Here is a 17,689-nt window from a genome sequence, read left to right as displayed (position 1 = left end):
CACTGGCTGCGGTGCTTCCACGCGCCCCGGAACCGGCGCTCAGCTGTGATCTCCGGAGGGGAGACGAGCCTCGGGGCTGTACAGCCGCTACGCGCGTAGATATGCTCGTCTGGTGACCATGCCCACTACCGCACCCACAGCTCACGCTCTCTCGGACGTCACCGCGTCCGACAGCACGCTGCGCCGCTTCCTGCACGGGCTGCCCGGCGTCGACGCGGTCGGCCTGGAGGCGCGCGCCGCGTCTCTCGGCACCCGTTCCATCAAGACCACCGCGAAGGCGTACGCCATCGACCTCGCCATCTCGATGGTCGACCTGACGACGCTGGAAGGCGCGGACACCCCGGGCAAGGTCCGGGCGCTCGGCGCCAAGGCGGTCCACCCCGACCCCACGGACCGTACGACCCCGACCACGGCCGCGGTCTGCGTCTACCCCGACATGGTGGCCGTCGCCAAGGAGGCCGTCGCCGGCTCCGGCGTGAAGGTCGCCTCGGTCGCCACCGCCTTCCCGGCCGGCCGTGCCGCCCTCGACGTGAAGCTGGCCGACGTCCGCGAGGCCGTCGCCGCCGGGGCCGACGAGATCGACATGGTCATCGACCGGGGCGCGTTCCTCGCCGGCAAGTACCTGAAGGTGTACGACGAGATCGTCGCCGTGAAGCAGGCCTGCGGCGACAGCGCCCGGCTGAAGGTCATCTTCGAGACCGGTGAGCTGTCGACGTACGACAACATCCGCCGCGCCTCCTGGCTCGGCATGCTCGCCGGCGCCGACTTCATCAAGACCTCGACCGGCAAGGTGGCGGTGAACGCGACGCCCGCCAACACCCTCCTGATGCTGGAGGCCGTACGGGACTTCCGCGCCCAGACCGGCGTCCAGGTCGGCGTGAAGCCGGCCGGCGGCATCCGCACCAGCAAGGACGCGATCAAGTTCCTGGTCCTGGTCAACGAGACCGCGGGCGAGGACTGGCTGGACAACCACTGGTTCCGCTTCGGCGCCTCCTCGCTGCTGAACGACCTGCTGATGCAGCGCCAGAAGCTGGCCACCGGCCGCTACTCCGGCCCCGACTACGTGACGGTGGACTGATCGATCATGGTTTTCGAGTACGCACCGGCGCCCGAGTCCCGCTCGGTCGTCGACATCGCCCCCTCCTACGGCCTGTTCATCGACGGCGAGTTCACGGACGCGGCCGACGGCAAGGTCTTCAAGACGGTCAGCCCCAGCACCGAAGAGGTGCTCTCTGAGGTCGCCCAGGCCGGCGCCGAGGACGTCGACCGGGCCGTCAAGGCCGCCCGCAAGGCCTTCGAGAAGTGGTCGGCACTGCCCGGCTCCGAGCGCGCCAAGTACCTGTTCCGTATCGCCCGGATCATCCAGGAGCGCAGCCGTGAGCTGGCCGTCCTGGAGACGCTGGACAACGGCAAGCCGATCAAGGAGACGAGGGACGCCGACCTCCCGCTGGTCGCGGCCCACTTCTTCTACTACGCGGGCTGGGCCGACAAGCTCGACCACGCCGGTTTCGGCGCGGACCCGCGGCCGCTGGGCGTCGCCGGCCAGGTCATCCCCTGGAACTTCCCGCTGCTGATGCTGGCGTGGAAGATCGCCCCGGCGCTGGCGACCGGCAACACGGTCGTCCTGAAGCCGGCGGAGACCACTCCGCTGAGCGCGCTGTTCTTCGCGGACATCTGCCGCCAGGCCGGCCTGCCCAAGGGCGTCGTCAACATCCTCCCGGGCTACGGCGACACGGGCGCCGCGCTCGTCGCGCACCCGGACGTGAACAAGGTCGCCTTCACCGGCTCCACGGCCGTCGGCAAGGAGATCGCCCGCACGGTCGCGGGCACGCGGAAGAAGCTCACCCTCGAACTGGGCGGCAAGGGCGCCAACATCGTCTTCGACGACGCCCCGATCGACCAGGCCGTCGAGGGCATCGTCACCGGCATCTTCTTCAACCAGGGCCAGGTCTGCTGCGCAGGCTCGCGTCTGCTGGTCCAGGAGTCCATCCAGGACGAGCTGCTGGGCTCCCTCAAGCGCCGCCTGTCCACCCTCCGCCTCGGCGACCCACTGGACAAGAACACCGACATCGGCGCGATCAACTCCGCCGAGCAGCTGGCCCGGATCACCGCGCTGGCCGAGCAGGGCGAGGCGGAGGGCGCCGAGCGCTGGTCCCCGGCCTGCGAACTGCCGTCCTCCGGCTACTGGTTCGCCCCGACGCTCTTCACGAACGTCACCCAGGCGCACACCATCGCCCGCGACGAGATCTTCGGCCCGGTGCTGTCGGTCCTCACCTTCCGCACCCCGGACGAGGCGGTCGCCAAGGCGAACAACACGCAGTACGGCCTGTCGGCGGGCATCTGGACCGAGAAGGGCTCCCGCATCCTGGCGGTCGCGAACAAGCTGCGCGCGGGCGTCGTCTGGTCCAACACGTTCAACAAGTTCGACCCGACCTCGCCGTTCGGCGGCTACAAGGAGTCGGGCTTCGGCCGCGAGGGCGGCCGCCACGGCCTGGAGGCATACCTCGATGTCTGACCGTTTGAGCGTCTTCAAGACCTACAAGCTGTACGTCGGCGGGAAGTTCCCGCGTTCCGAGAGCGGCCGGGTGTACGAGGTGACGGACTCGAAGGGCAACTGGCTGGCCAACGCTCCGCAGTCGAGCCGTAAGGACGCCCGGGACGCGGTGGTCGCCGCGCGCAAGGCGTTCGGCGGCTGGTCCGGCACGACGGCGTACAACCGCGGCCAGATCCTCTACCGCGTCGCGGAGATGCTGGAGGGCCGCCGCGAGCAGTTCGTCCGCGAGGTGGCCGACGCGGAGGGCCTGTCCAAGTCGAAGGCGGCGGGCGTCGTCGACGCGACCATCGACCGCTGGGTCTGGTACGCGGGCTGGACCGACAAGATCGCCCAGGTGATCGGCGGCGCGAACCCCGTCGCCGGGCCGTTCTTCAACCTCTCCTCGCCGGAGCCGACCGGAGTGGTGGCCGTACTGGCCCCGCAGGAGTCGTCGTTCCTGGGCCTGGTGTCGGTCGTGGCCCCGGTGATCGCCACCGGCAACACCGCGGTCGTGATCGCCAGCGAGAAGTCCCCGCTGCCCGCCCTCTCCCTGGGCGAGGTCCTGGCCACCTCCGACGTCCCCGGCGGTGTCGTCAACGTCCTGTCCGGCCGTACGGCGGAGATCGCGGCCCCGCTGGCCGCGCACCAGGACGTCAACGCGATCGACCTCGCGGGCGCGGATGAGGTGCTGGCGAAGGAGTTGGAGATCGCCGCGGCCGACAATCTGAAGCGGGTGCTTCGTCCACAGGCTGTGGATTACTTCGAGACGCCCGGGATCGAGCGGATGACGGCGTTCCTGGAGACGAAGACGGTGTGGCATCCGACGGGATCGTTGGGCGCGTCGGGGTCTTCCTACTGACGGGGTTCGGGCGGGGAACTGCGGTGGTTTGCCGGCTGCGGGTCGTCTGTGGTTGATCGCGCAGTTCCCCTCGCCCCTTCAGGGCGCTTTCAGTGACCCAGAACTCCAAGGGCCTGGCCCACTACCGGTACCTCGCCGAGCGACCGGGCCTCGGCCACCGGTGCCGTCAGCATGCGTGTTGAGGCCGGCTTGAAGTCGGCCAGTTGGGTGCCCACCCCGTTGTCCAGAGGGTCCACGCCCGTGCCCGCCAGGGGGTTGGGCTTGAGGCCGGCCAGCGGGCCCGTGACATAGCCGACCGTGCCGCTGATGGCCGCGAGTCCCGCGTTCGGGTCGACGCGACCGAGCGAGGTCGGGCGCCACGGCACCTCCATGACCGGGGAGGCGGCGCTCGCGTGGGCCGTTGCCGCGCCCGCGCCCAGGGCCGCTCCCGCGGTCGCGAGGGCGATCAGGGCGCGCTGGGCGGCGGGGTGCTGGGGGGAGGTCTGTCGGGCCATCGCTGGTGCCGCCTTCTGGTGCGCAGGGTAATGATGTCGGCACACAGGGTAGTTGAGGCGGGAGTCACGCTCAAAAGCCGACCCGCGGGGTCGGCAGGCGCGCCGCCATACGTCAAACTGGGGTTCCGTGAGCATTCATCCCCCGTCCTCCGCCCGCGTCGTGCTGCTCTGCGGCCCCTCGGGCTCGGGCAAGTCCCTCGTCGCCGCCCGTTCCGGGCTCCCCGTCCTGCGTCTGGACGACTTCTACAAGGAGGGCGACGACCCGACTCTGCCCTTGGTGGAGGGGAGTTCGGACATCGACTGGGACCATCCGCAGTCCTGGGACGCGGATGTCGCCGTCGAGGCCATCACCCGGCTGTGTGCCACCGGTTCGACGCCGGTGCCGGTGTACGACATCGCGTTGAGCGCCCGTACCGGCGAGGAGACGCTGCACATCGGCCGTACCCCCCTGTTCATCGCGGAGGGCATCTTCGCGGCGGAGATCGTCGAGCGCTGCCGGGAGCTGGGCGTGCTCGCGGACGCCCTGTGTCTGACGCGCGGTCCGCTCGTCACCTTCCGCCGCCGGTTCCTGCGGGATCTGAAGGAGGGCCGCAAGTCGGTGCCGTTCCTGCTGCGCCGCGGCTGGCGGCTGATGCGTGCCGAGCGGTCGATCGTCGCCCGCCAGGTGTCGCTGGGTGCGCATTCGTGTGACCGCGACGAGGCGCTTGGGCGGCTCGCGGCAGCGGCGGCGGGGCGGCAGACGCGCCAGCAGACGGTGGCGTAAGAGCCGTACCGGAAACAAAAACGGGACTGGACAGGCCCCCCGACCTTCCAGTCCCGCTTCTGTGCTCCCCCGTTTCCCCCGTTCCCCCGTGTCCCCCTCCGTTTCCCCCGTGTCCCCCCGGCGGGTCACCCCCGGGTGACCCCTGACCTTCAGGCGACCAGTTCGCCGAAGGCGCTCTCCTCGTCACGGCCGAAGCTGAGGACCTCGTCCTCGCGCAGCCGGCGCAGCGAGCGCCAGATGCTGGACTTCACCGTGCCGACACTGATGTCGAGGATCTCCGCGATCTCCGGGTCCGTACGGCCCTCGTAGTAGCGCAGGACCAGCATGGTGCGCTGGAGCTCGGGCAGCCGGGCCAGCGCCTGCCACAGGACCGCACGCAGTTCGGTGCCGCGCATCGCGTCCGTGTCGGAGGGCGTCTCGGGCAGTTCCTCGGTCGGGTACTCGTTGAGCTTGCGGCGCCGCCAGGCGCTGATGTGCAGGTTGGTCATGGTGCGGCGGAGGTATCCGCCGACCGCGGCCTTGTCGCTGATCCGGTCCCACGCCTTGTACGTCGAGAACAGCGCGCTCTGCAGCAGGTCCTCGGCCTCGAAGCGGTCGCCGGTCAGGTGGTAGGCGGTGGCGTACAGGGAGGCGCGGCGCTCCTGGACGTAGGCGGTGAACTCCGCCTCCGTCAGGGAACGGCGCTGCTCCCCCGAGTCCTCCCCGTACGCGGATCCCCCGTGCGTGTCCCCCGTGTGTGCGTCGACCACCGTCATGTAGGCGGTGTGCTGACGCCCGGTGCTGCGAGCGCACCCCCGCCCGCTCACAACACCGGACTTCTCGGAACCCCGGTGCACATCGTGCAGTCGCGTGACTACGGCGCTGGTGCTGATGCTGTGCAGCGTGTTCATCTCGCGCTCCCCGTGGTGGACTTCCGGTGGTTCGGTCTTGCCGGGCCGGCTGGTCCGTCCCGCTCTGCCCGTGCCCAAAAGACTGCCGGGACCACTTCATGGCCGTGTCCGCCGACTGTCACAGACCTGTCACAGGGGCCGGATCCAGGGCCGTCACAGCAAGTGCACAGGTGGTGGCGGTAGGGAAGGCCTGGTGTCGGCGGGTCGTACGACAGCCCGTCCATGGGCCAGAATGAGCCCGTGCCTTCCCTGTTGCTGATCGAGGACGACGACGCCATCCGTACGGCCCTGGAGCTCTCCCTGACGCGCCAGGGACACCGGGTGGCGACCGCTGCCAGCGGTGAGGACGGTCTGAAGCTGCTGCGTGAACAGCGGCCCGACCTGATCGTGCTGGACGTGATGCTGCCCGGCATCGACGGCTTCGAGGTGTGCCGTCGCATCCGGCGCACCGACCAGCTGCCGATCATCCTGCTCACCGCGCGCAGTGACGACATCGACGTGGTGGTCGGACTGGAGTCCGGCGCCGACGACTATGTGGTCAAGCCGGTGCAGGGCCGGGTGCTGGACGCCCGGATCCGGGCGGTGCTGCGGCGCGGGGAGCGCGAGTCCAGCGACTCGGCGACCTTCGGCAACCTCGTCATCGACCGGTCGGCGATGACCGTGACGAAGAACGGCGAGGATCTGCAGCTGACCCCGACCGAACTCCGGCTGCTGCTGGAGCTGAGCCGGCGGCCCGGTCAGGCGCTGTCCCGGCAGCAGCTGCTGCGGCTGGTGTGGGAGCACGACTATCTCGGTGACTCGCGGCTCGTGGACGCCTGTGTGCAGCGGCTGCGCGCGAAGGTCGAGGACGTGCCCTCCTCCCCGACGCTGATCCGTACCGTCCGTGGTGTCGGCTACCGCCTGGACGCGCCTCAGTGACCGACACGCAAGGGGGGCTGCGCGGCTGGGCCGCGGGGCGCACGGGAAGTCTGTCGCGGCTCAGGTTCACCAGCCTCCGGCTGCGCCTGGTCGTCGTCTTCGCGCTGGTGGCGCTCACGGCCGCGGTCTCGGCGTCCGGCATCGCCTACTGGCTGAACCGGGAGGCGGTGCTCACCCGCGCCCAGGACGCGGTGCTGCGCGACTTCCGGCAGGAGATGCAGAACCGCGCGGGCGCGTTGCCGGTCCACCCCACTCAGGACGAACTGCAGCGCGCGGCGGGCCAGATGGCCGCGAGCAGCCAGCACTTCAGCGTGCTCCTGGTCGCCCAGGACGCCGACGGCAAGACGGTGTACGGCAACTCGGGCGGCATCAACGGCTTCTCGCTGGAGGACGTGCCGGGGGCGCTGCGCGCGGCGGTGAACAAGCAGCAGAAGGTGACCGACGGCAACAAGGAGCCGTACCACCTGTACTGGCAGCGGGTCGTGGACCACGGCACGCCGTATCTGGTGGCCGGTTCGCGGGTGATCGGCGGCGGGCCCACGGGCTACATGGCCAAGTCGCTGGAGCCGGAGGCGAAGGACCTCAACTCGCTGGCCTGGTCACTGGGCATCGCCACCGGGCTCGCGCTGATCGGTGCCGCGCTGCTCGCGCAGGCCGCCGCCACGACCGTGCTGAAGCCGGTGCACCGGCTGGGGGTCGCCGCCCGACGGCTCGGTGAGGGCAGGCTGGACACGCGGCTGCGGGTGTCGGGGACCGACGAACTCGCCGATCTCTCCCGGACCTTCAACAACGCCGCCGAGGCGCTGGAGAAACGGGTCGCGGAGATGGCCGCGCGGGACGAGGCCTCGCGTCGCTTCGTCGCCGACATGAGCCATGAGCTGCGGACGCCGCTGACCGCCATCACCGCCGTGACGGAGGTGCTGGAGGAGGAGCTGGAGTCGGAGGCCGGCGGCATCGACCCGATGATCGAGCCCGCGGTCCGGCTGGTGGTGAGCGAGACCCGGCGCCTGAACGACCTGGTCGAGAACCTGATGGAGGTCACCCGCTTCGACGCGGGCACCGCCCGGCTGGTCCTGGACGACGTCGACATCGCCGACCAGATCACCGCCTGCATCGACGCCCGGGCCTGGCTGGACGCGGTCGAGCTGGACGCCGAGCGCGGCATCCACGCCCGTCTCGACCCGCGCCGGCTGGATGTCATACTCGCCAACCTGATCGGCAACGCGCTCAAGCACGGCGGGTCTCCGGTGCGTGTGTCGGTGCGCATAGACGGCGACGACCTGGTCATCGCGGTGCGTGACCACGGGCCGGGCATCCCCGAGGACGTGCTCCCGCACGTCTTCGACCGCTTCTTCAAGGCGAGTGCCTCCCGGCCGCGCTCCGAGGGCAGCGGGCTGGGCCTGTCCATCGCCATGGAGAACGCCCACATCCACGGTGGTGGGATCAGCGCCGCCAACTCGCCCGAGGGCGGCGCGGTGTTCACCCTGCGGCTGCCGCGGGACGCCTCCCGGCTCACGGAGGAGACCGACGAGGGCGACAAGACCGACAAGGACGCTTCCGGGAACCCCGGAAGCCCGGGAAGTTCAGGGAAGGAGGGGTGATGTCCGTACGACGCCTGACCGTGCGAGGCCTGCTGGCGCTGCCCCTCCTCGGCCTGCTGCTCTCCGGCTGCGGCATCCGGGCCACCCAGGTGCCGACCGACTTCGGGGCGGCGCCCTCCCGGGTGCCGTGCTCGCTGGCCGGCCCGGACCTGGCCAAGCAGTCCTCGCAGGGCGTGCCCGTGCAGGTCTTCCTGCTGTGCGGGGCGTCCCTGGTGACCGTCGACCGGACGGTACGCGTCCCCGAGGGCACCCCGGACGCGCGGCGCCGCGTGATCGTGGCACAGGGGCTCCTGGACCAGCTCGCCGCGTCCCCGTCCGCCGCGGAGCGCTCCGCGGGCTATACGACGTACGTGCCGGGCGGCCTCACCGTGCGCGGGCCCGGCCCGAAGGACCCGGAGGACGCACTCCGCCTGAGCACGGCACCGTCCCGGCTCACCTCCTACGCCCTCGCCCAGCTGGTGTGCACCCTCTCCGACTCGGCGGCGACGGAGGGCGACGGCTCGGTCGTCCTCGGCGGCCCGGATGCCGGGCCGCTGCGCCGCTACGAGTGCACCGACGACGTCCGCGACCGCCCGGGCAGCGCGGAGCCGCCGTCGAGCGAGGTCGCGGCGAGGTAGCGCCCCCGGCGAACCGGAACCCCCGCGGTGAAACCCCTTTCCAGAGCACAGGGCAACCGGAACGTTGCGGGGCGGAACCGATCGGCACCGGTACGGCGTCTAGGGGGGCGTGCAGCGTCAAGGCTCCATCGGCGGCGGCAGCGCCGCGATCCATGTCCGGGTGACAGGGGGTGTCCTCCTCGTCGCTCACCTCGTCCTCGTCGCCTGGCTGATGCTGCGGCCCCTGGACGTCCCCTGGGTCACGCCCCCCAACCTGCACCCCTTCGCCGGCATCCGGGCCGATCTGGCCCTGGGCTGGCCGGAGGCCGCCAGACGCATCGGCGAGGGCCTGGCCCTGCTCGCCCCGCTGGGCGTGCTGCTGCCGATGGCACACGGCAGGCTCACCGGCTCCCCGCTCTTCTCCCTGATCCGTACGACCGCCGCGGGCGCCCTCGTCTCCACCGGGATCGCCCTGCTGCAGACCGGCGTGCCCGGCAGGGTCGTGGACGTGGACTCGCTGCTGCTGAACACCGCCGGCGTCGCCCTGGCCCACCTGGCCGTCGTACCGGCGGGCCGCGCCTGGCTGCGCCGCCGGGACGCGCGGGCGGACGCCGGGGCGGAGCCGCCCGTCACGGTGCAGGAGGAGCTGTCTCAGGGTCGCACCCCGACGATTCCCAGGGTCGGGATCGCCCCGTAGAGCGACGCTTCGCCCGCTTCGTCTCCCTACCGTGGAAGACAGTCGAGGGACGCCACCGGGGCGGCCCCGACCCCGGCTCGACGAGCGAGCCGACGACCACGGAGGAGTCGCCATGTCCGCCCTTGCCCGCCCCACCCACGGCCGCGTGATCGGCGGAGTGTGCGCCGCGCTGGCACGGCGCTTCGGCACCTCCGCGACGACGATGCGGGTGATCTTCCTGCTCTCCTGCCTGCTGCCGGGCCCGCAGTTCCTGCTCTACATAGCGCTGTGGATCCTGCTGCCGGCCGAGGACAGGACACGCACCGCCTGGTGAGAGGCACACGCGTGAACGCCGCTGGGGCGCCCTCGGACAGTTCCGGGGCGCCCCAGCGGCGTCGTACGACCGTCGGCGTCGGCGTCAGCCGAGCGGAATCCCGTTCACCGGCACACCGTGCGTGGGCAGGCCGGTGTTGTGCAGCGGCAGCCCGCCGAGCAGTCCGGCGATCGGCGCGGTCGGGCCCTTGGCGAGGACGTTCTGGACGGCCGGCTGCGCGGCGGCCAGCCCGGCACCCACGGCACCCCGCCCCTGGGTGAGCGCCCCGGAGGCGCCCGGCAGCGCCTTGGAGACGTTCTCGGCCGGCAGCGTCCTGGTGACGGAATCCAGCGCCTGCGTGGCCCGGGCGGCGTCGGGGACGGCCGGGGCCGCGTTGGCCGCGCCCGCACCGACGGCGGCGAAGGCGGCACCGAGGGCGGCGACACCGAGGGTCTTGGCAGCAGACTGCTTCATGGTGAATGCGTCCTTGAATGCGGAGACGGAGATCACAAAAAGATCTGAGCGGTCCACGACCGTAAACATGCCGGGCTGCCCGCCGCAAACACCGAAATGCGGACGACTTGTGAAAGCGCGTCCGCATTCCGTGCCGGGATCCGGGTGCGGCTAGCCCTCCGATTCGACAGAGCTGCTGGTGGAGGCCGTCTGACGGAACAGCCATTCGGATTTCAGCTCCGCATACCCGGGCTTGATGACGTCATTGATCATGGCGAGTCGTTCATCGAAAGGAATGAACGCTGATTTCATCGCATTGACGGAGAACCACTGCAGATCGTCGAGCGTATAACCGAAGGCATCGACGAGATGCTCGAATTCCTGGCTCATGCTGGTGTGCGACATCAGTCGGTTGTCGGTGTTCACGGTGGCCCGGAAGTGCAGCCGGCGCAGCAGTCCGATCGGATGCTCGGCATAGGAGGGCGCCGCCCCGGTCTGCAGGTTGGAGCTGGGGCACAGCTCCAGCGGGATCCGCTTGTCACGGACGTACGACGCCAGGCGGCCGAGCACGACGGAGCCGTCCTCGTGGACCTCGATGTCGTCGATGATCCGCACCCCGTGCCCGAGCCGGTCGGCGCCGCACCACTGCAGCGCCTGCCAGATGGACGGCAGCCCGAAGGCCTCGCCGGCGTGGATGGTGAAGTGGTTGTTCTCGCGCTTGAGGTACTCGAAGGCGTCCAGGTGCCGGGTGGGCGGATAGCCGGCCTCGGCGCCCGCGATGTCGAAGCCGACGACTCCGGAGTCCCGGTAGCGGTTGGCGAGCTCGGCGATCTCCAGGGAGCGGGCGGCGTGCCGCATGGCGGTCAGCAGGGCGCCGACCCGGATGCGGCGGCCGTTCTCCCGGGCGAGCCGCTCGCCCTGCCGGAACCCCTCGTTGACGGCCTCGACCACCTCCTCCAGGGTGAGTCCGCGCTCCAGGTGCTGCTCGGGGGCGTACCGCACCTCGGCGTAGACGACTCCGTCCTCCGCGAGGTCCTCGGCGCACTCGCGGGCCACCCGGACGAGCGCCTCCCGCGTCTGCATCACGCCGACGGTGTGCTTGAAGGTCTCCAGATACCGTTCCAGCGAGCCGGAGTCGGCGGCCTCGCGGAACCAGATGCCCAGCTTGTCCGGATCGGTCTCGGGCAGCTCCGAGTAGCCGGCCCCCTGGGCGAGTTCGACGACGGTTCCGGGGCGGAGCCCGCCGTCGAGGTGGTCGTGCAGCAGAACCTTGGGCGCCCGGCGGATCTGGTCCGGCGTCGGAAGCGTCCCGGTCGGTGCGGTCTGGCTCGTCATTTCCGCACTGTAACGCCTACGCGCGTAGAAGACCGGGAATCGGCGACATCGCTTTTCCGTCGATACGCAAAGGTGACCGCACATGAGGGTTTCGTACACCGCTCCTTCTGACACTGTTCTGCCATGGGACAGCAAGCGACGCCGGCCCGAACGGCCAGGCTGGGAAAGGCCGTCGGCCCGGAGCCGACGGCGGTGTGCGCAGCGGTGGTGCTGCTCCCCGGCGGGGAGGAGGTCTCCGACCGCGGGCCATCCCTCGTTCGGGCGGCGACCGCGCTGCGCGCGCTGGGCCGGCGGTTCGCTCGCGCGGGGCGGGAGGAGGGACTGGCTGTCCATACCGTCCACTACCGGTACCGCGGCTGGAACGGCAGCGAGGCGCATCTGGCGGCGGACGCGGAGTGGGCGGCCGACGAGGTCGTACGACGGTACGGGGACGTTCCCGTGTGCCTGGTCGGCGTGGACATGGGCGGCCGGGCGGCGCTGCGGGCCGGTGGGCACGAGGCCGTCAACTCCGTTGTGGCCCTGGCTCCTTGGCTGCCGGAGGACGATGTGGCCGCGCCTGCCGAGCCGGTGAAGCAGCTCGTGGGGCGGCGGGTGCTGATCGTGCACGGCACGAATGACGAGCGGACCGATCCCGAGCTGTCGTTCCGGTTCGCGGCGCGGGCGAAGAAGGTGAACCGGGAGGTGTGCCGGTTCGAGGTGCATTCCGATGGGCATGGGCTGCATGGGCATCGGGACGAAGTGGCCTGGCTGGCCGTTGATTTCATGATGGGGGCGTTGTTCGGGCACCCCGTGTCCCGCCCTGTCGAGGATGCGCTGGCCGCTCCGCCGCCGATCGGGCTTCGGATGCCGTTGGCTGCCGGGTTCGGCAAGTCGTTGAAGCGGTAGGGCCCCTTCGGATCGGCGCCGCTCAGGCTGGCAGCAAGCTGCCCCGTCTCGAGAGCAGGAACTTCTTGAAGGCCGCCACCGGCGGGGTGTCCGGGCGGTCCGCCAGCCAGGCGACGCCGATCTCTCGTACCGCCCTCGGGGCCGTGACCGTCAGTTCCACCACCCCCGGCCTGGGGACCGTCGGCGGGGGGAGGAGGGCGACCCCCAGGCCGGCCGCCACCAAGCCCCTCAGGGTCTCCGCCTCCTCGCCCTCGAAGGCGACCCTCGGGCGGAAGCCGGCCTCCCGGCACAGGGCGTCGAAGATACGGCGGAGGCCGTAGCCGGGTTCCAGGGTGACCCAGGATTCGTCGGCGGCTTCGGCGAGGCGGATGCGGCGGCGGGAGGCCAGGCGGTGGTCGGCGGGGACGACCAGGCGGAGTTTCTGCTCGTCCAGGCGGCGGGCGACCAGGTCGGGGGCGTCGGGGACCGGTGAGGTGAGGCAGAGGTCCAGTTCGCCGGCGCGCAGGCCTTCGAGCATGGCCTCGCCGTAGTTCTGGACCAGGCTGAAGCGGACGCGCGGGTGGTCCTCGCGGAAGGCGTGCAGAAGACCGGGGACCGTCTCGGCGCCCATGGTGTGCAGGAAGCCGAAGGCGACCTTGCCGGTGGCCGGGTCGGCGTCGGCCCGCACCTCCTCGGCGGCCCGCTCGATCTCGGCGAGGGCGCGTTCGACGGAGGTGAGGAAGGTGCGGCCGGCGGGGGTCAGGGAGACCGTGCGGCCGTGCCGGGCGAACAGGTCGACGCCCAGGTCCTGCTCCAGGCGGGCCATCGAGCGGGAGAGGGTGGACTGGGGGACGTTCATCTCGTGGGCGGCGCGGGTGACGTGCTCGGTGCGGGCCACGCCGGCGAAGTACGCGAGGCGGGGCGCCAGCACCCGCGACATCGCGGACATGTCTTCTGTGTCACTGTTCGGTGACAGGCGAGGCTGTGAGCTCTGCTGATGCTGCATGGGAACGATTATGGCGATTCCATGCATTGGACGGATGAGACCGGCCGTACCTACGGTCGAGGCATGTCTCCCGCCAGTACCGGGGCGTCCACCATCGTGGGCGCCGCACCGAACGTCCCCGCCTCCGACACCTCCGCCTCCGACTCCCGTATGACTCCGGGCGGGCCCGGCTACCGCCGGATGAGCCTCGCCCTCTTCCTCGCCGGGGTCGCGACCTTCGCCCTCCTGTACTCCACGCAGTCCCTGCTGCCGCTGATCTCCGGCGAGTTCGGGGTCGCGGCGAGCGAGGCGAGCTGGACCGTGGCGGCCGCGACCGGCGGACTGGCCCTGTTCGTCCTGCCGATGAGCGCCCTGTCCGAGCGTTTCGGCCGCCGTACGGTGATGACGGCCTCGCTGGCCGTCGCGGTGACCGTGGGACTGCTGGTGCCGTTCGCGCCGTCGCTCGGTGTGCTGGTGGTGCTGCGGGCGGTGCAGGGCGCGGCGCTGGCCGGACTGCCGGCCTCGGCGCAGGCCTATCTGGCCGAGGAGGTCAGGCCGAAGGCGCTGGTCACGGCGATCGGCCTGTTCGTCGCGGGCAACAGCGTGGGCGGCATGAGCGGCCGGGTGATCACCGGCTGGGTGGCCCAGGAGTGGGGCTGGCGGGTGGCCGTCGGCGTGATCGGCGTGATCGCCGTCGGATGCGCGGTCGCCTTCCGGCTGCTGCTCCCGGCGCCGAAGCACTTCACTACCGGTTCACTGCGGCCCCGGGTCCTGCTCGGCACGGTCCGCGACCACCTCGCGAACCCGCTGCTGCGGCGGCTGTACGCGATCGGCGCGCTGTTCATGACGGTGTTCGGCGGTGTGTACACGGTGATCGGCTACCGGCTGACGGGCGCGCCGTTCGGGCTGCCGCAGGGCATCATCGGCTCGATCTTCCTGGTCTACCTGGTGGGCACGGTGTCGGCGTCCACGGCGGGCCGGCTGGTGGGCCGGCTCGGCCGCCGGGGCGCGCTGTACCTGGCGGGCGGTACGACGGCGGCGGGCCTGCTGCTCTCGCTGGTCCCCTCGCTGCCGCTGGTCCTGCTGGGCCTGGTGCTGATCACGGCGGGCTTCTTCGCGGGCCACGCGGTCGCCTCCTCTGCGGTCAGCAAGACGGCCACGCAGGGCCGCGCCCAGGCCTCGGCCCTGTACCAGTCCATGTACTACATCGGCTCCAGTGTCGGCAGCACGGTCGGCGCGACGGCCTTCCACGCCGACGGCTGGAGCGGCACGGTCGGCGTCGGTCTGCTCGCGGTCGCCGGCGTCGTCGCGATCACGGTGCTCGGCACGCGCGCGGCCCGGGTGGCGGCGCGGCGGGAGCTCGCCGTGGCGTGACGCGCTGAGCCCGGCGTTCCCCCTGGTCGGGGCCGGTTGTCAGGGGGCGCGGACAGCGTCCGCCGGACAACTGGTCCGTCGATGCAGGGGGTTTGCCGTATGGAGTTCCGGATCGCGCGCTGGGAGCCGGCGGAGGCGGTGCGCCGGGTGGCGGTGGTGGCGGAGGCGGACAGCCCGGTGCGGCTGGACTGCGCCGCGGCCGAGGGCTCGCTGCTGATGCGGGCGGGCTACGGCGACGATGTGGCGGCCCAGCGGCTGCCGGCCGTCCTGCAGGGCGCGGCGGAGGTCACGGTGGCGTTCCACCCGGCGTATCCGCTCGACGCGCCGACCTCCTTCGAGGGCACCGGGCTGCGGATGGAGCTGCTCGGGGCGGGGCAGCGGGCGCTGCTCGCCGGCACCGGGGCGGCAGCGGGGCACCGGGATCTGCTCATGTCCGTGAAGCAACTGGTCTGAGCTGGGCTTTTCCGGACTCGGAGGGCCATTGTCAGAGGGCTGCGGTAGCTTCCCAAGTGCTGGGGCGCGACGGAGCGCTGCAGGGACGGCCACAGGGGTGGGTGCACGATGGGCGACAGCACGGCGACGGCGGACCTCGACGTCGCACTGGAGAAGCACCGGACCGAACTGACCGGGTACTGCTACCGGATGCTCGGCTCCTCCTTCGAGGCGGAGGACGCGGTGCAGGACACCCTGGTGCGGGCCTGGCGGAGCTACGACAAGTTCGAGGGCCGCTCCAGCCTGCGCTCGTGGCTGTACCGGATCGCGACGAACGTGTGCCTGGACATGCTGGCGGCGGGCAACAAACGGGCCAGACCGATGGACCTGACCGAATCGACCCCGCTCGCGCAGGCCGCGCTCTCCCCCCGCCCCGACCACACCTGGCTGGAGCCGATGCCGGACGCGCGCGTGCTGCCGACGGTCGACGATCCGGCGGAGGCCGCGGTCGCGAAGGAGTCGATCCGGCTGGCCTTCATGGCGGCCCTCCAGCAGTTGCCGCCCAAGCAGCGGGCGGTGCTGATCCTGCGCGAGGTGCTGGCCTGGAAGGCGAGTGAGGTCGCCGAGCTGCTGGACACCTCGGTCGCCTCGGTCAACAGCGCGCTGCAGCGGGCGCGGGCCACGCTCGCGGAGCGCGCGGACGCGGGCCCCGAGGGCGCGGTGTCCGATCCTCTCGACGAGGAGCAGCAGAAACTCCTGGAGCGCTATGTCAAAGCCTTCGAGGGCTATGACATGACGGCGCTGACGGCGCTGCTGCACGAGGACGCCATCATGACGATGCCGCCGTTCGACCTGTGGCTGCGCGGCCCGGCCGACATCACCGGTTTCATGTCGACGCTCGGCGCCTCCTGTGCCGGCTCCCGGCTGCTGCCGGTGCAGGTCAACGGACTGCCGGGGTTCGCACACTACAAGCCGGACGAGGAGAAGGGCGGTTTCGGTCCTTGGGCGGTGCAGGTGCTGGAGCTGTCAGAGGGCCGGATCACCGGTTTCCACTGCTTCCTCGACACCAAGCGCTGGTTCTCGCTGTTCGGCCTCCCCCTCCATCTGGAAGCGGAGTCCGACGAGGTCGAGAAGGGCGGGTAGCGCGGGATCGGGGTCCCGCAGCCGAATCCGCCCGCCGGCCCGGCGGGCGGCCAGCTCCAACCGTGCCAGCAGGTCCACGGCGGCCAGGCCCGGGGGCCCGAGCCCGCCCACGTCGCACACGACGACGCGGGCGCCACTGCCGGCCAGCAGCATCTGCACCCGGGCACACAGCGCCGCCGCCTGGTCCCGGGTGACGGGGCCGGGCAGCACGAGCACGGCGGGTTCCTCGGCGTCCACGTGCGGTAGACCGACGGTCCGGGCGGAACTCATCGGGCACAGATCACATTGACCAGTTCCCCGTTCTCCTCGGAGGGTTGGCCGTGTGACGGGGGTGCTGAGCGGGTTCGCGGTGATCGCGGTCGTCATCGGGGTGGGCTATGTGCTCGGGCGGCGCGGGACGCTCGGGGCGCAGGGTGGCGAGGTGCTGACCCGGCTGGCCTTCACGGTGGCGGGCCCCGCGCTCCTGTTCACGACCCTCGCACGCGCCGACCTGTCGGTGCTGTTCTCGGCTCGCCTGCTGGTGACGGCGCTGAGCACGGCAGCGGTCGTCGGGGTCTTCGTGGCGGTCGGTACCGCACGCCGCTGGGGCGTGGGGCGGACCACCATCGGCGCCCTGTGCTCCGGTTACGTCAACTCGGGCAACCTCGGCATTCCGATCGCGGCGTATGTCCTGGGCGACGCGTCCCTGGTGGCGCCGGTGCTGCTGTTCCAGGTGGTGCTGGTGACCCCGGTCGCGCTCACGATCCTGGACCTGTCCGGGATGGGCGAGAAGGGCACGCTGTGGCGGCGCCTGCTGACACCGCTGCGGAATCCGATAGCGGTGGGCTCGCTGTCGGGGTCGTGGTGTCGGCGGCGGGCTGGACGCTCCCCGGCCCGCTGCTGAACCCCCTCACCCTGATCGGCAACATGTCCGTCCCGGCGGCGCTGCTGGTCTTCGGCATGTCGTTGCACGGCAGTTCGGCCCCCGGCCGGGGCCGGGACCGTCAACTGGTCCTGATGTCCGTGGCATTGAAGTCCCTGGGCCAGCCGCTGGTGGCGTGGGCCCTGGCAACGGCGCTCTTCGGCCTGCACGGCGCCCCACTGCTGGACGTGGTGGTGACCTCGGCCCTCCCGGCCGCGCAGAACCTCTTCACCTACGCGAGCCGCTACCGCGTGGCCGAGGGCCTGGCCCGCGAGTCGATCCTGCTCTCGACCGTGGCGTCGGTGCCGGTGCTGGTGGGGGTGGCGGCGGTGTTGGGATGAGGATCAGCTGAGGGGGAAGACGCTCGTGTCGATGTCCAGTTCGAAGGGCGCGGGCAGCCCTCGGGAGCGTCCGTCTCCTCCCAGACACGGACGATCTCGTCCCAGCCCGTTTCCCTCGGGGACCCGGACTCGGCGGCGAGTGCGCTCATGGCGGTCTCCTATCGGTGCGTCACCGATCCCAGCATGCAGAACGGGACCGGCGGCGGTCCACCGGTCCC

General features: G+C 71.3%; 19 protein-coding genes and 1 pseudogene. 14 read left to right on the top strand and 6 right to left on the bottom strand.

The genetic code is table 11. The features are described 5' to 3' along the window. The first annotated feature begins 118 nt into the window (after nucleotides 1–118). From deoC to ACZ418_RS06265, 3 genes are read left to right on the top strand one after another with little or no spacing between them, the layout of a single operon-like run. The gene (deoC, locus tag ACZ418_RS06275) at nucleotides 119–1,078 is read left to right on the top strand and encodes a deoxyribose-phosphate aldolase (RefSeq protein ID WP_450981778.1); all 960 of its coding nucleotides are present in this window, start codon (nucleotides 119–121) and stop codon (nucleotides 1,076–1,078) included. 6 nt (nucleotides 1,079–1,084) lie between these two features. Then, nucleotides 1,085–2,515, top strand: a complete 1,431-nt coding sequence (locus tag ACZ418_RS06270) for an aldehyde dehydrogenase family protein (RefSeq protein WP_468357706.1) — start codon at nucleotides 1,085–1,087, stop codon at nucleotides 2,513–2,515. Then, nucleotides 2,508–3,392 carry an aldehyde dehydrogenase family protein gene (locus tag ACZ418_RS06265; protein WP_468357703.1) on the top strand — a complete coding sequence of 295 codons (885 nt, stop codon included), beginning with the start codon at nucleotides 2,508–2,510 and terminating at the stop codon, nucleotides 3,390–3,392. The genes ACZ418_RS06270 and ACZ418_RS06265 overlap by 8 nt, the downstream gene beginning before the upstream one ends. A gap of 89 nt (nucleotides 3,393–3,481) precedes the next feature. On the opposite strand, the gene ACZ418_RS06260 is transcribed toward ACZ418_RS06265, so the two are convergent. Continuing rightward, nucleotides 3,482–3,886 (bottom strand): hypothetical protein, encoded by a 405-nt coding sequence (locus tag ACZ418_RS06260; RefSeq protein WP_468357700.1) that lies wholly within the window; start codon nucleotides 3,884–3,886, stop codon nucleotides 3,482–3,484. Nucleotides 3,887–4,013: 127 nt separating this feature from the next. On the opposite strand from ACZ418_RS06260, the gene ACZ418_RS06255 reads away from it, so the two are divergent. Next, nucleotides 4,014–4,649 (top strand): uridine kinase family protein, encoded by a 636-nt coding sequence (locus ACZ418_RS06255; protein ID WP_468357697.1) that lies wholly within the window; start codon nucleotides 4,014–4,016, stop codon nucleotides 4,647–4,649. A 149-nt stretch (nucleotides 4,650–4,798) separates the two neighbouring features. Here ACZ418_RS06255 and ACZ418_RS06250 read toward each other — a convergent pair whose 3' ends face one another. Further along, nucleotides 4,799–5,539, bottom strand: coding sequence for a SigE family RNA polymerase sigma factor (locus tag ACZ418_RS06250; RefSeq protein ID WP_468357694.1), 741 nt, complete (start codon nucleotides 5,537–5,539; stop codon nucleotides 4,799–4,801). A 240-nt stretch (nucleotides 5,540–5,779) separates the two neighbouring features. On the opposite strand from ACZ418_RS06250, the gene afsQ1 reads away from it, so the two are divergent. The 5 genes from afsQ1 (at nucleotide 5,780) to ACZ418_RS06225 (ending at nucleotide 9,664) form a co-directional block, all read left to right on the top strand. After that, entirely contained in the window at nucleotides 5,780–6,457 is a 678-nt protein-coding gene (gene afsQ1, locus ACZ418_RS06245; protein ID WP_106980762.1) for a two-component system response regulator AfsQ1, read from the top strand. Next, a complete protein-coding gene (locus tag ACZ418_RS06240) occupies nucleotides 6,454–8,058 on the top strand; it encodes an ATP-binding protein (RefSeq protein ID WP_468357690.1) in 1,605 nt (534 codons plus the stop codon). Before afsQ1 ends, ACZ418_RS06240 begins: the two co-directional genes overlap by 4 nt. Next, on the top strand, nucleotides 8,058–8,675 hold the full coding sequence (locus ACZ418_RS06235) for a hypothetical protein (RefSeq protein ID WP_468357687.1): 618 nt from the start codon (nucleotides 8,058–8,060) through the stop codon (nucleotides 8,673–8,675). Before ACZ418_RS06240 ends, ACZ418_RS06235 begins: the two co-directional genes overlap by 1 nt. 109 nt (nucleotides 8,676–8,784) lie before the next feature. Next, complete coding sequence (locus tag ACZ418_RS06230) at nucleotides 8,785–9,351, top strand: VanZ family protein (protein WP_468357684.1); 567 nt, start codon at nucleotides 8,785–8,787, stop codon at nucleotides 9,349–9,351. 112 nt (nucleotides 9,352–9,463) lie between these two features. After that, nucleotides 9,464–9,664: a PspC domain-containing protein gene (locus ACZ418_RS06225; protein ID WP_468357681.1), complete on the top strand. Its 201-nt coding sequence runs from the start codon at nucleotides 9,464–9,466 to the stop codon at nucleotides 9,662–9,664. A gap of 84 nt (nucleotides 9,665–9,748) precedes the next feature. Here ACZ418_RS06225 and ACZ418_RS06220 read toward each other — a convergent pair whose 3' ends face one another. Together ACZ418_RS06220 and ACZ418_RS06215 are read right to left on the bottom strand one after the other, a co-directional pair. Continuing rightward, nucleotides 9,749–10,117, bottom strand: coding sequence for an ATP-binding protein (locus ACZ418_RS06220; protein ID WP_468357678.1), 369 nt, complete (start codon nucleotides 10,115–10,117; stop codon nucleotides 9,749–9,751). 150 nt (nucleotides 10,118–10,267) lie between these two features. After that, entirely contained in the window at nucleotides 10,268–11,431 is a 1,164-nt protein-coding gene (locus ACZ418_RS06215) for an adenosine deaminase (RefSeq protein WP_468357675.1), read from the bottom strand. Between the two features lie 123 nt (nucleotides 11,432–11,554). On the opposite strand from ACZ418_RS06215, the gene ACZ418_RS06210 reads away from it, so the two are divergent. After that, entirely contained in the window at nucleotides 11,555–12,316 is a 762-nt protein-coding gene (locus ACZ418_RS06210; protein WP_468357672.1) for a prolyl oligopeptidase family serine peptidase, read from the top strand. A gap of 22 nt (nucleotides 12,317–12,338) precedes the next feature. On the opposite strand, the gene ACZ418_RS06205 is transcribed toward ACZ418_RS06210, so the two are convergent. Continuing rightward, complete coding sequence (locus ACZ418_RS06205) at nucleotides 12,339–13,301, bottom strand: LysR family transcriptional regulator (protein WP_468357669.1); 963 nt, start codon at nucleotides 13,299–13,301, stop codon at nucleotides 12,339–12,341. 63 nt (nucleotides 13,302–13,364) lie between these two features. Here ACZ418_RS06205 and ACZ418_RS06200 point away from each other — a divergent pair, with 63 nt between their 5' ends. From ACZ418_RS06200 to ACZ418_RS06190, 3 genes are all read left to right on the top strand, one after another. Then, nucleotides 13,365–14,654, top strand: a complete 1,290-nt coding sequence (locus tag ACZ418_RS06200; protein WP_468357666.1) for an MFS transporter — start codon at nucleotides 13,365–13,367, stop codon at nucleotides 14,652–14,654. Between the two features lie 99 nt (nucleotides 14,655–14,753). Beyond that, nucleotides 14,754–15,107 carry a hypothetical protein gene (locus tag ACZ418_RS06195; RefSeq protein WP_468357663.1) on the top strand — a complete coding sequence of 118 codons (354 nt, stop codon included), beginning with the start codon at nucleotides 14,754–14,756 and terminating at the stop codon, nucleotides 15,105–15,107. Nucleotides 15,108–15,215: 108 nt separating this feature from the next. Then, on the top strand, nucleotides 15,216–16,229 hold the full coding sequence (locus tag ACZ418_RS06190; RefSeq protein WP_468357660.1) for a sigma-70 family RNA polymerase sigma factor: 1,014 nt from the start codon (nucleotides 15,216–15,218) through the stop codon (nucleotides 16,227–16,229). Here the strand turns inward: ACZ418_RS06190 and ACZ418_RS06185 are convergent. Further along, the gene (locus tag ACZ418_RS06185; protein ID WP_468357657.1) at nucleotides 16,113–16,499 is read right to left on the bottom strand and encodes an STAS domain-containing protein; all 387 of its coding nucleotides are present in this window, start codon (nucleotides 16,497–16,499) and stop codon (nucleotides 16,113–16,115) included. The genes ACZ418_RS06190 and ACZ418_RS06185 overlap by 117 nt on opposite strands. Nucleotides 16,500–16,551: 52 nt before the next feature. On the opposite strand from ACZ418_RS06185, the pseudogene ACZ418_RS06180 reads away from it, so the two are divergent. Next, a pseudogene (locus tag ACZ418_RS06180) lies at nucleotides 16,552–17,471 on the top strand (AEC family transporter). The last annotated feature ends 218 nt before the right edge of the window (nucleotides 17,472–17,689 follow it).

The organism is Streptomyces sp. NPDC030820 (genome assembly GCF_055572075.1).
This window is presented reverse-complemented; position numbering and strand designations above follow the sequence as displayed.

Coding starts and splice junctions, on each gene's coding strand:
- ACZ418_RS06190 (WP_468357660.1), top strand. CDS start 15,216: ATGGGCGACAGCACGGCGACGGCGGACCTCGACGTCGCACTGGAGAAG.
- ACZ418_RS06235 (WP_468357687.1), top strand. CDS start 8,058: ATGTCCGTACGACGCCTGACCGTGCGAGGCCTGCTGGCGCTGCCCCTC.
- ACZ418_RS06185 (WP_468357657.1), bottom strand. CDS start 16,499: ATGAGTTCCGCCCGGACCGTCGGTCTACCGCACGTGGACGCCGAGGAA.
- ACZ418_RS06225 (WP_468357681.1), top strand. CDS start 9,464: ATGTCCGCCCTTGCCCGCCCCACCCACGGCCGCGTGATCGGCGGAGTG.
- deoC (WP_450981778.1), top strand. CDS start 119: ATGCCCACTACCGCACCCACAGCTCACGCTCTCTCGGACGTCACCGCG.
- ACZ418_RS06215 (WP_468357675.1), bottom strand. CDS start 11,431: ATGACGAGCCAGACCGCACCGACCGGGACGCTTCCGACGCCGGACCAG.
- ACZ418_RS06260 (WP_468357700.1), bottom strand. CDS start 3,886: ATGGCCCGACAGACCTCCCCCCAGCACCCCGCCGCCCAGCGCGCCCTG.
- ACZ418_RS06200 (WP_468357666.1), top strand. CDS start 13,365: ATGTCTCCCGCCAGTACCGGGGCGTCCACCATCGTGGGCGCCGCACCG.
- ACZ418_RS06265 (WP_468357703.1), top strand. CDS start 2,508: ATGTCTGACCGTTTGAGCGTCTTCAAGACCTACAAGCTGTACGTCGGC.
- ACZ418_RS06210 (WP_468357672.1), top strand. CDS start 11,555: ATGGGACAGCAAGCGACGCCGGCCCGAACGGCCAGGCTGGGAAAGGCC.
- ACZ418_RS06250 (WP_468357694.1), bottom strand. CDS start 5,539: ATGAACACGCTGCACAGCATCAGCACCAGCGCCGTAGTCACGCGACTG.
- ACZ418_RS06220 (WP_468357678.1), bottom strand. CDS start 10,117: ATGAAGCAGTCTGCTGCCAAGACCCTCGGTGTCGCCGCCCTCGGTGCC.
- ACZ418_RS06205 (WP_468357669.1), bottom strand. CDS start 13,301: ATGCAGCATCAGCAGAGCTCACAGCCTCGCCTGTCACCGAACAGTGAC.
- ACZ418_RS06270 (WP_468357706.1), top strand. CDS start 1,085: ATGGTTTTCGAGTACGCACCGGCGCCCGAGTCCCGCTCGGTCGTCGAC.
- ACZ418_RS06195 (WP_468357663.1), top strand. CDS start 14,754: ATGGAGTTCCGGATCGCGCGCTGGGAGCCGGCGGAGGCGGTGCGCCGG.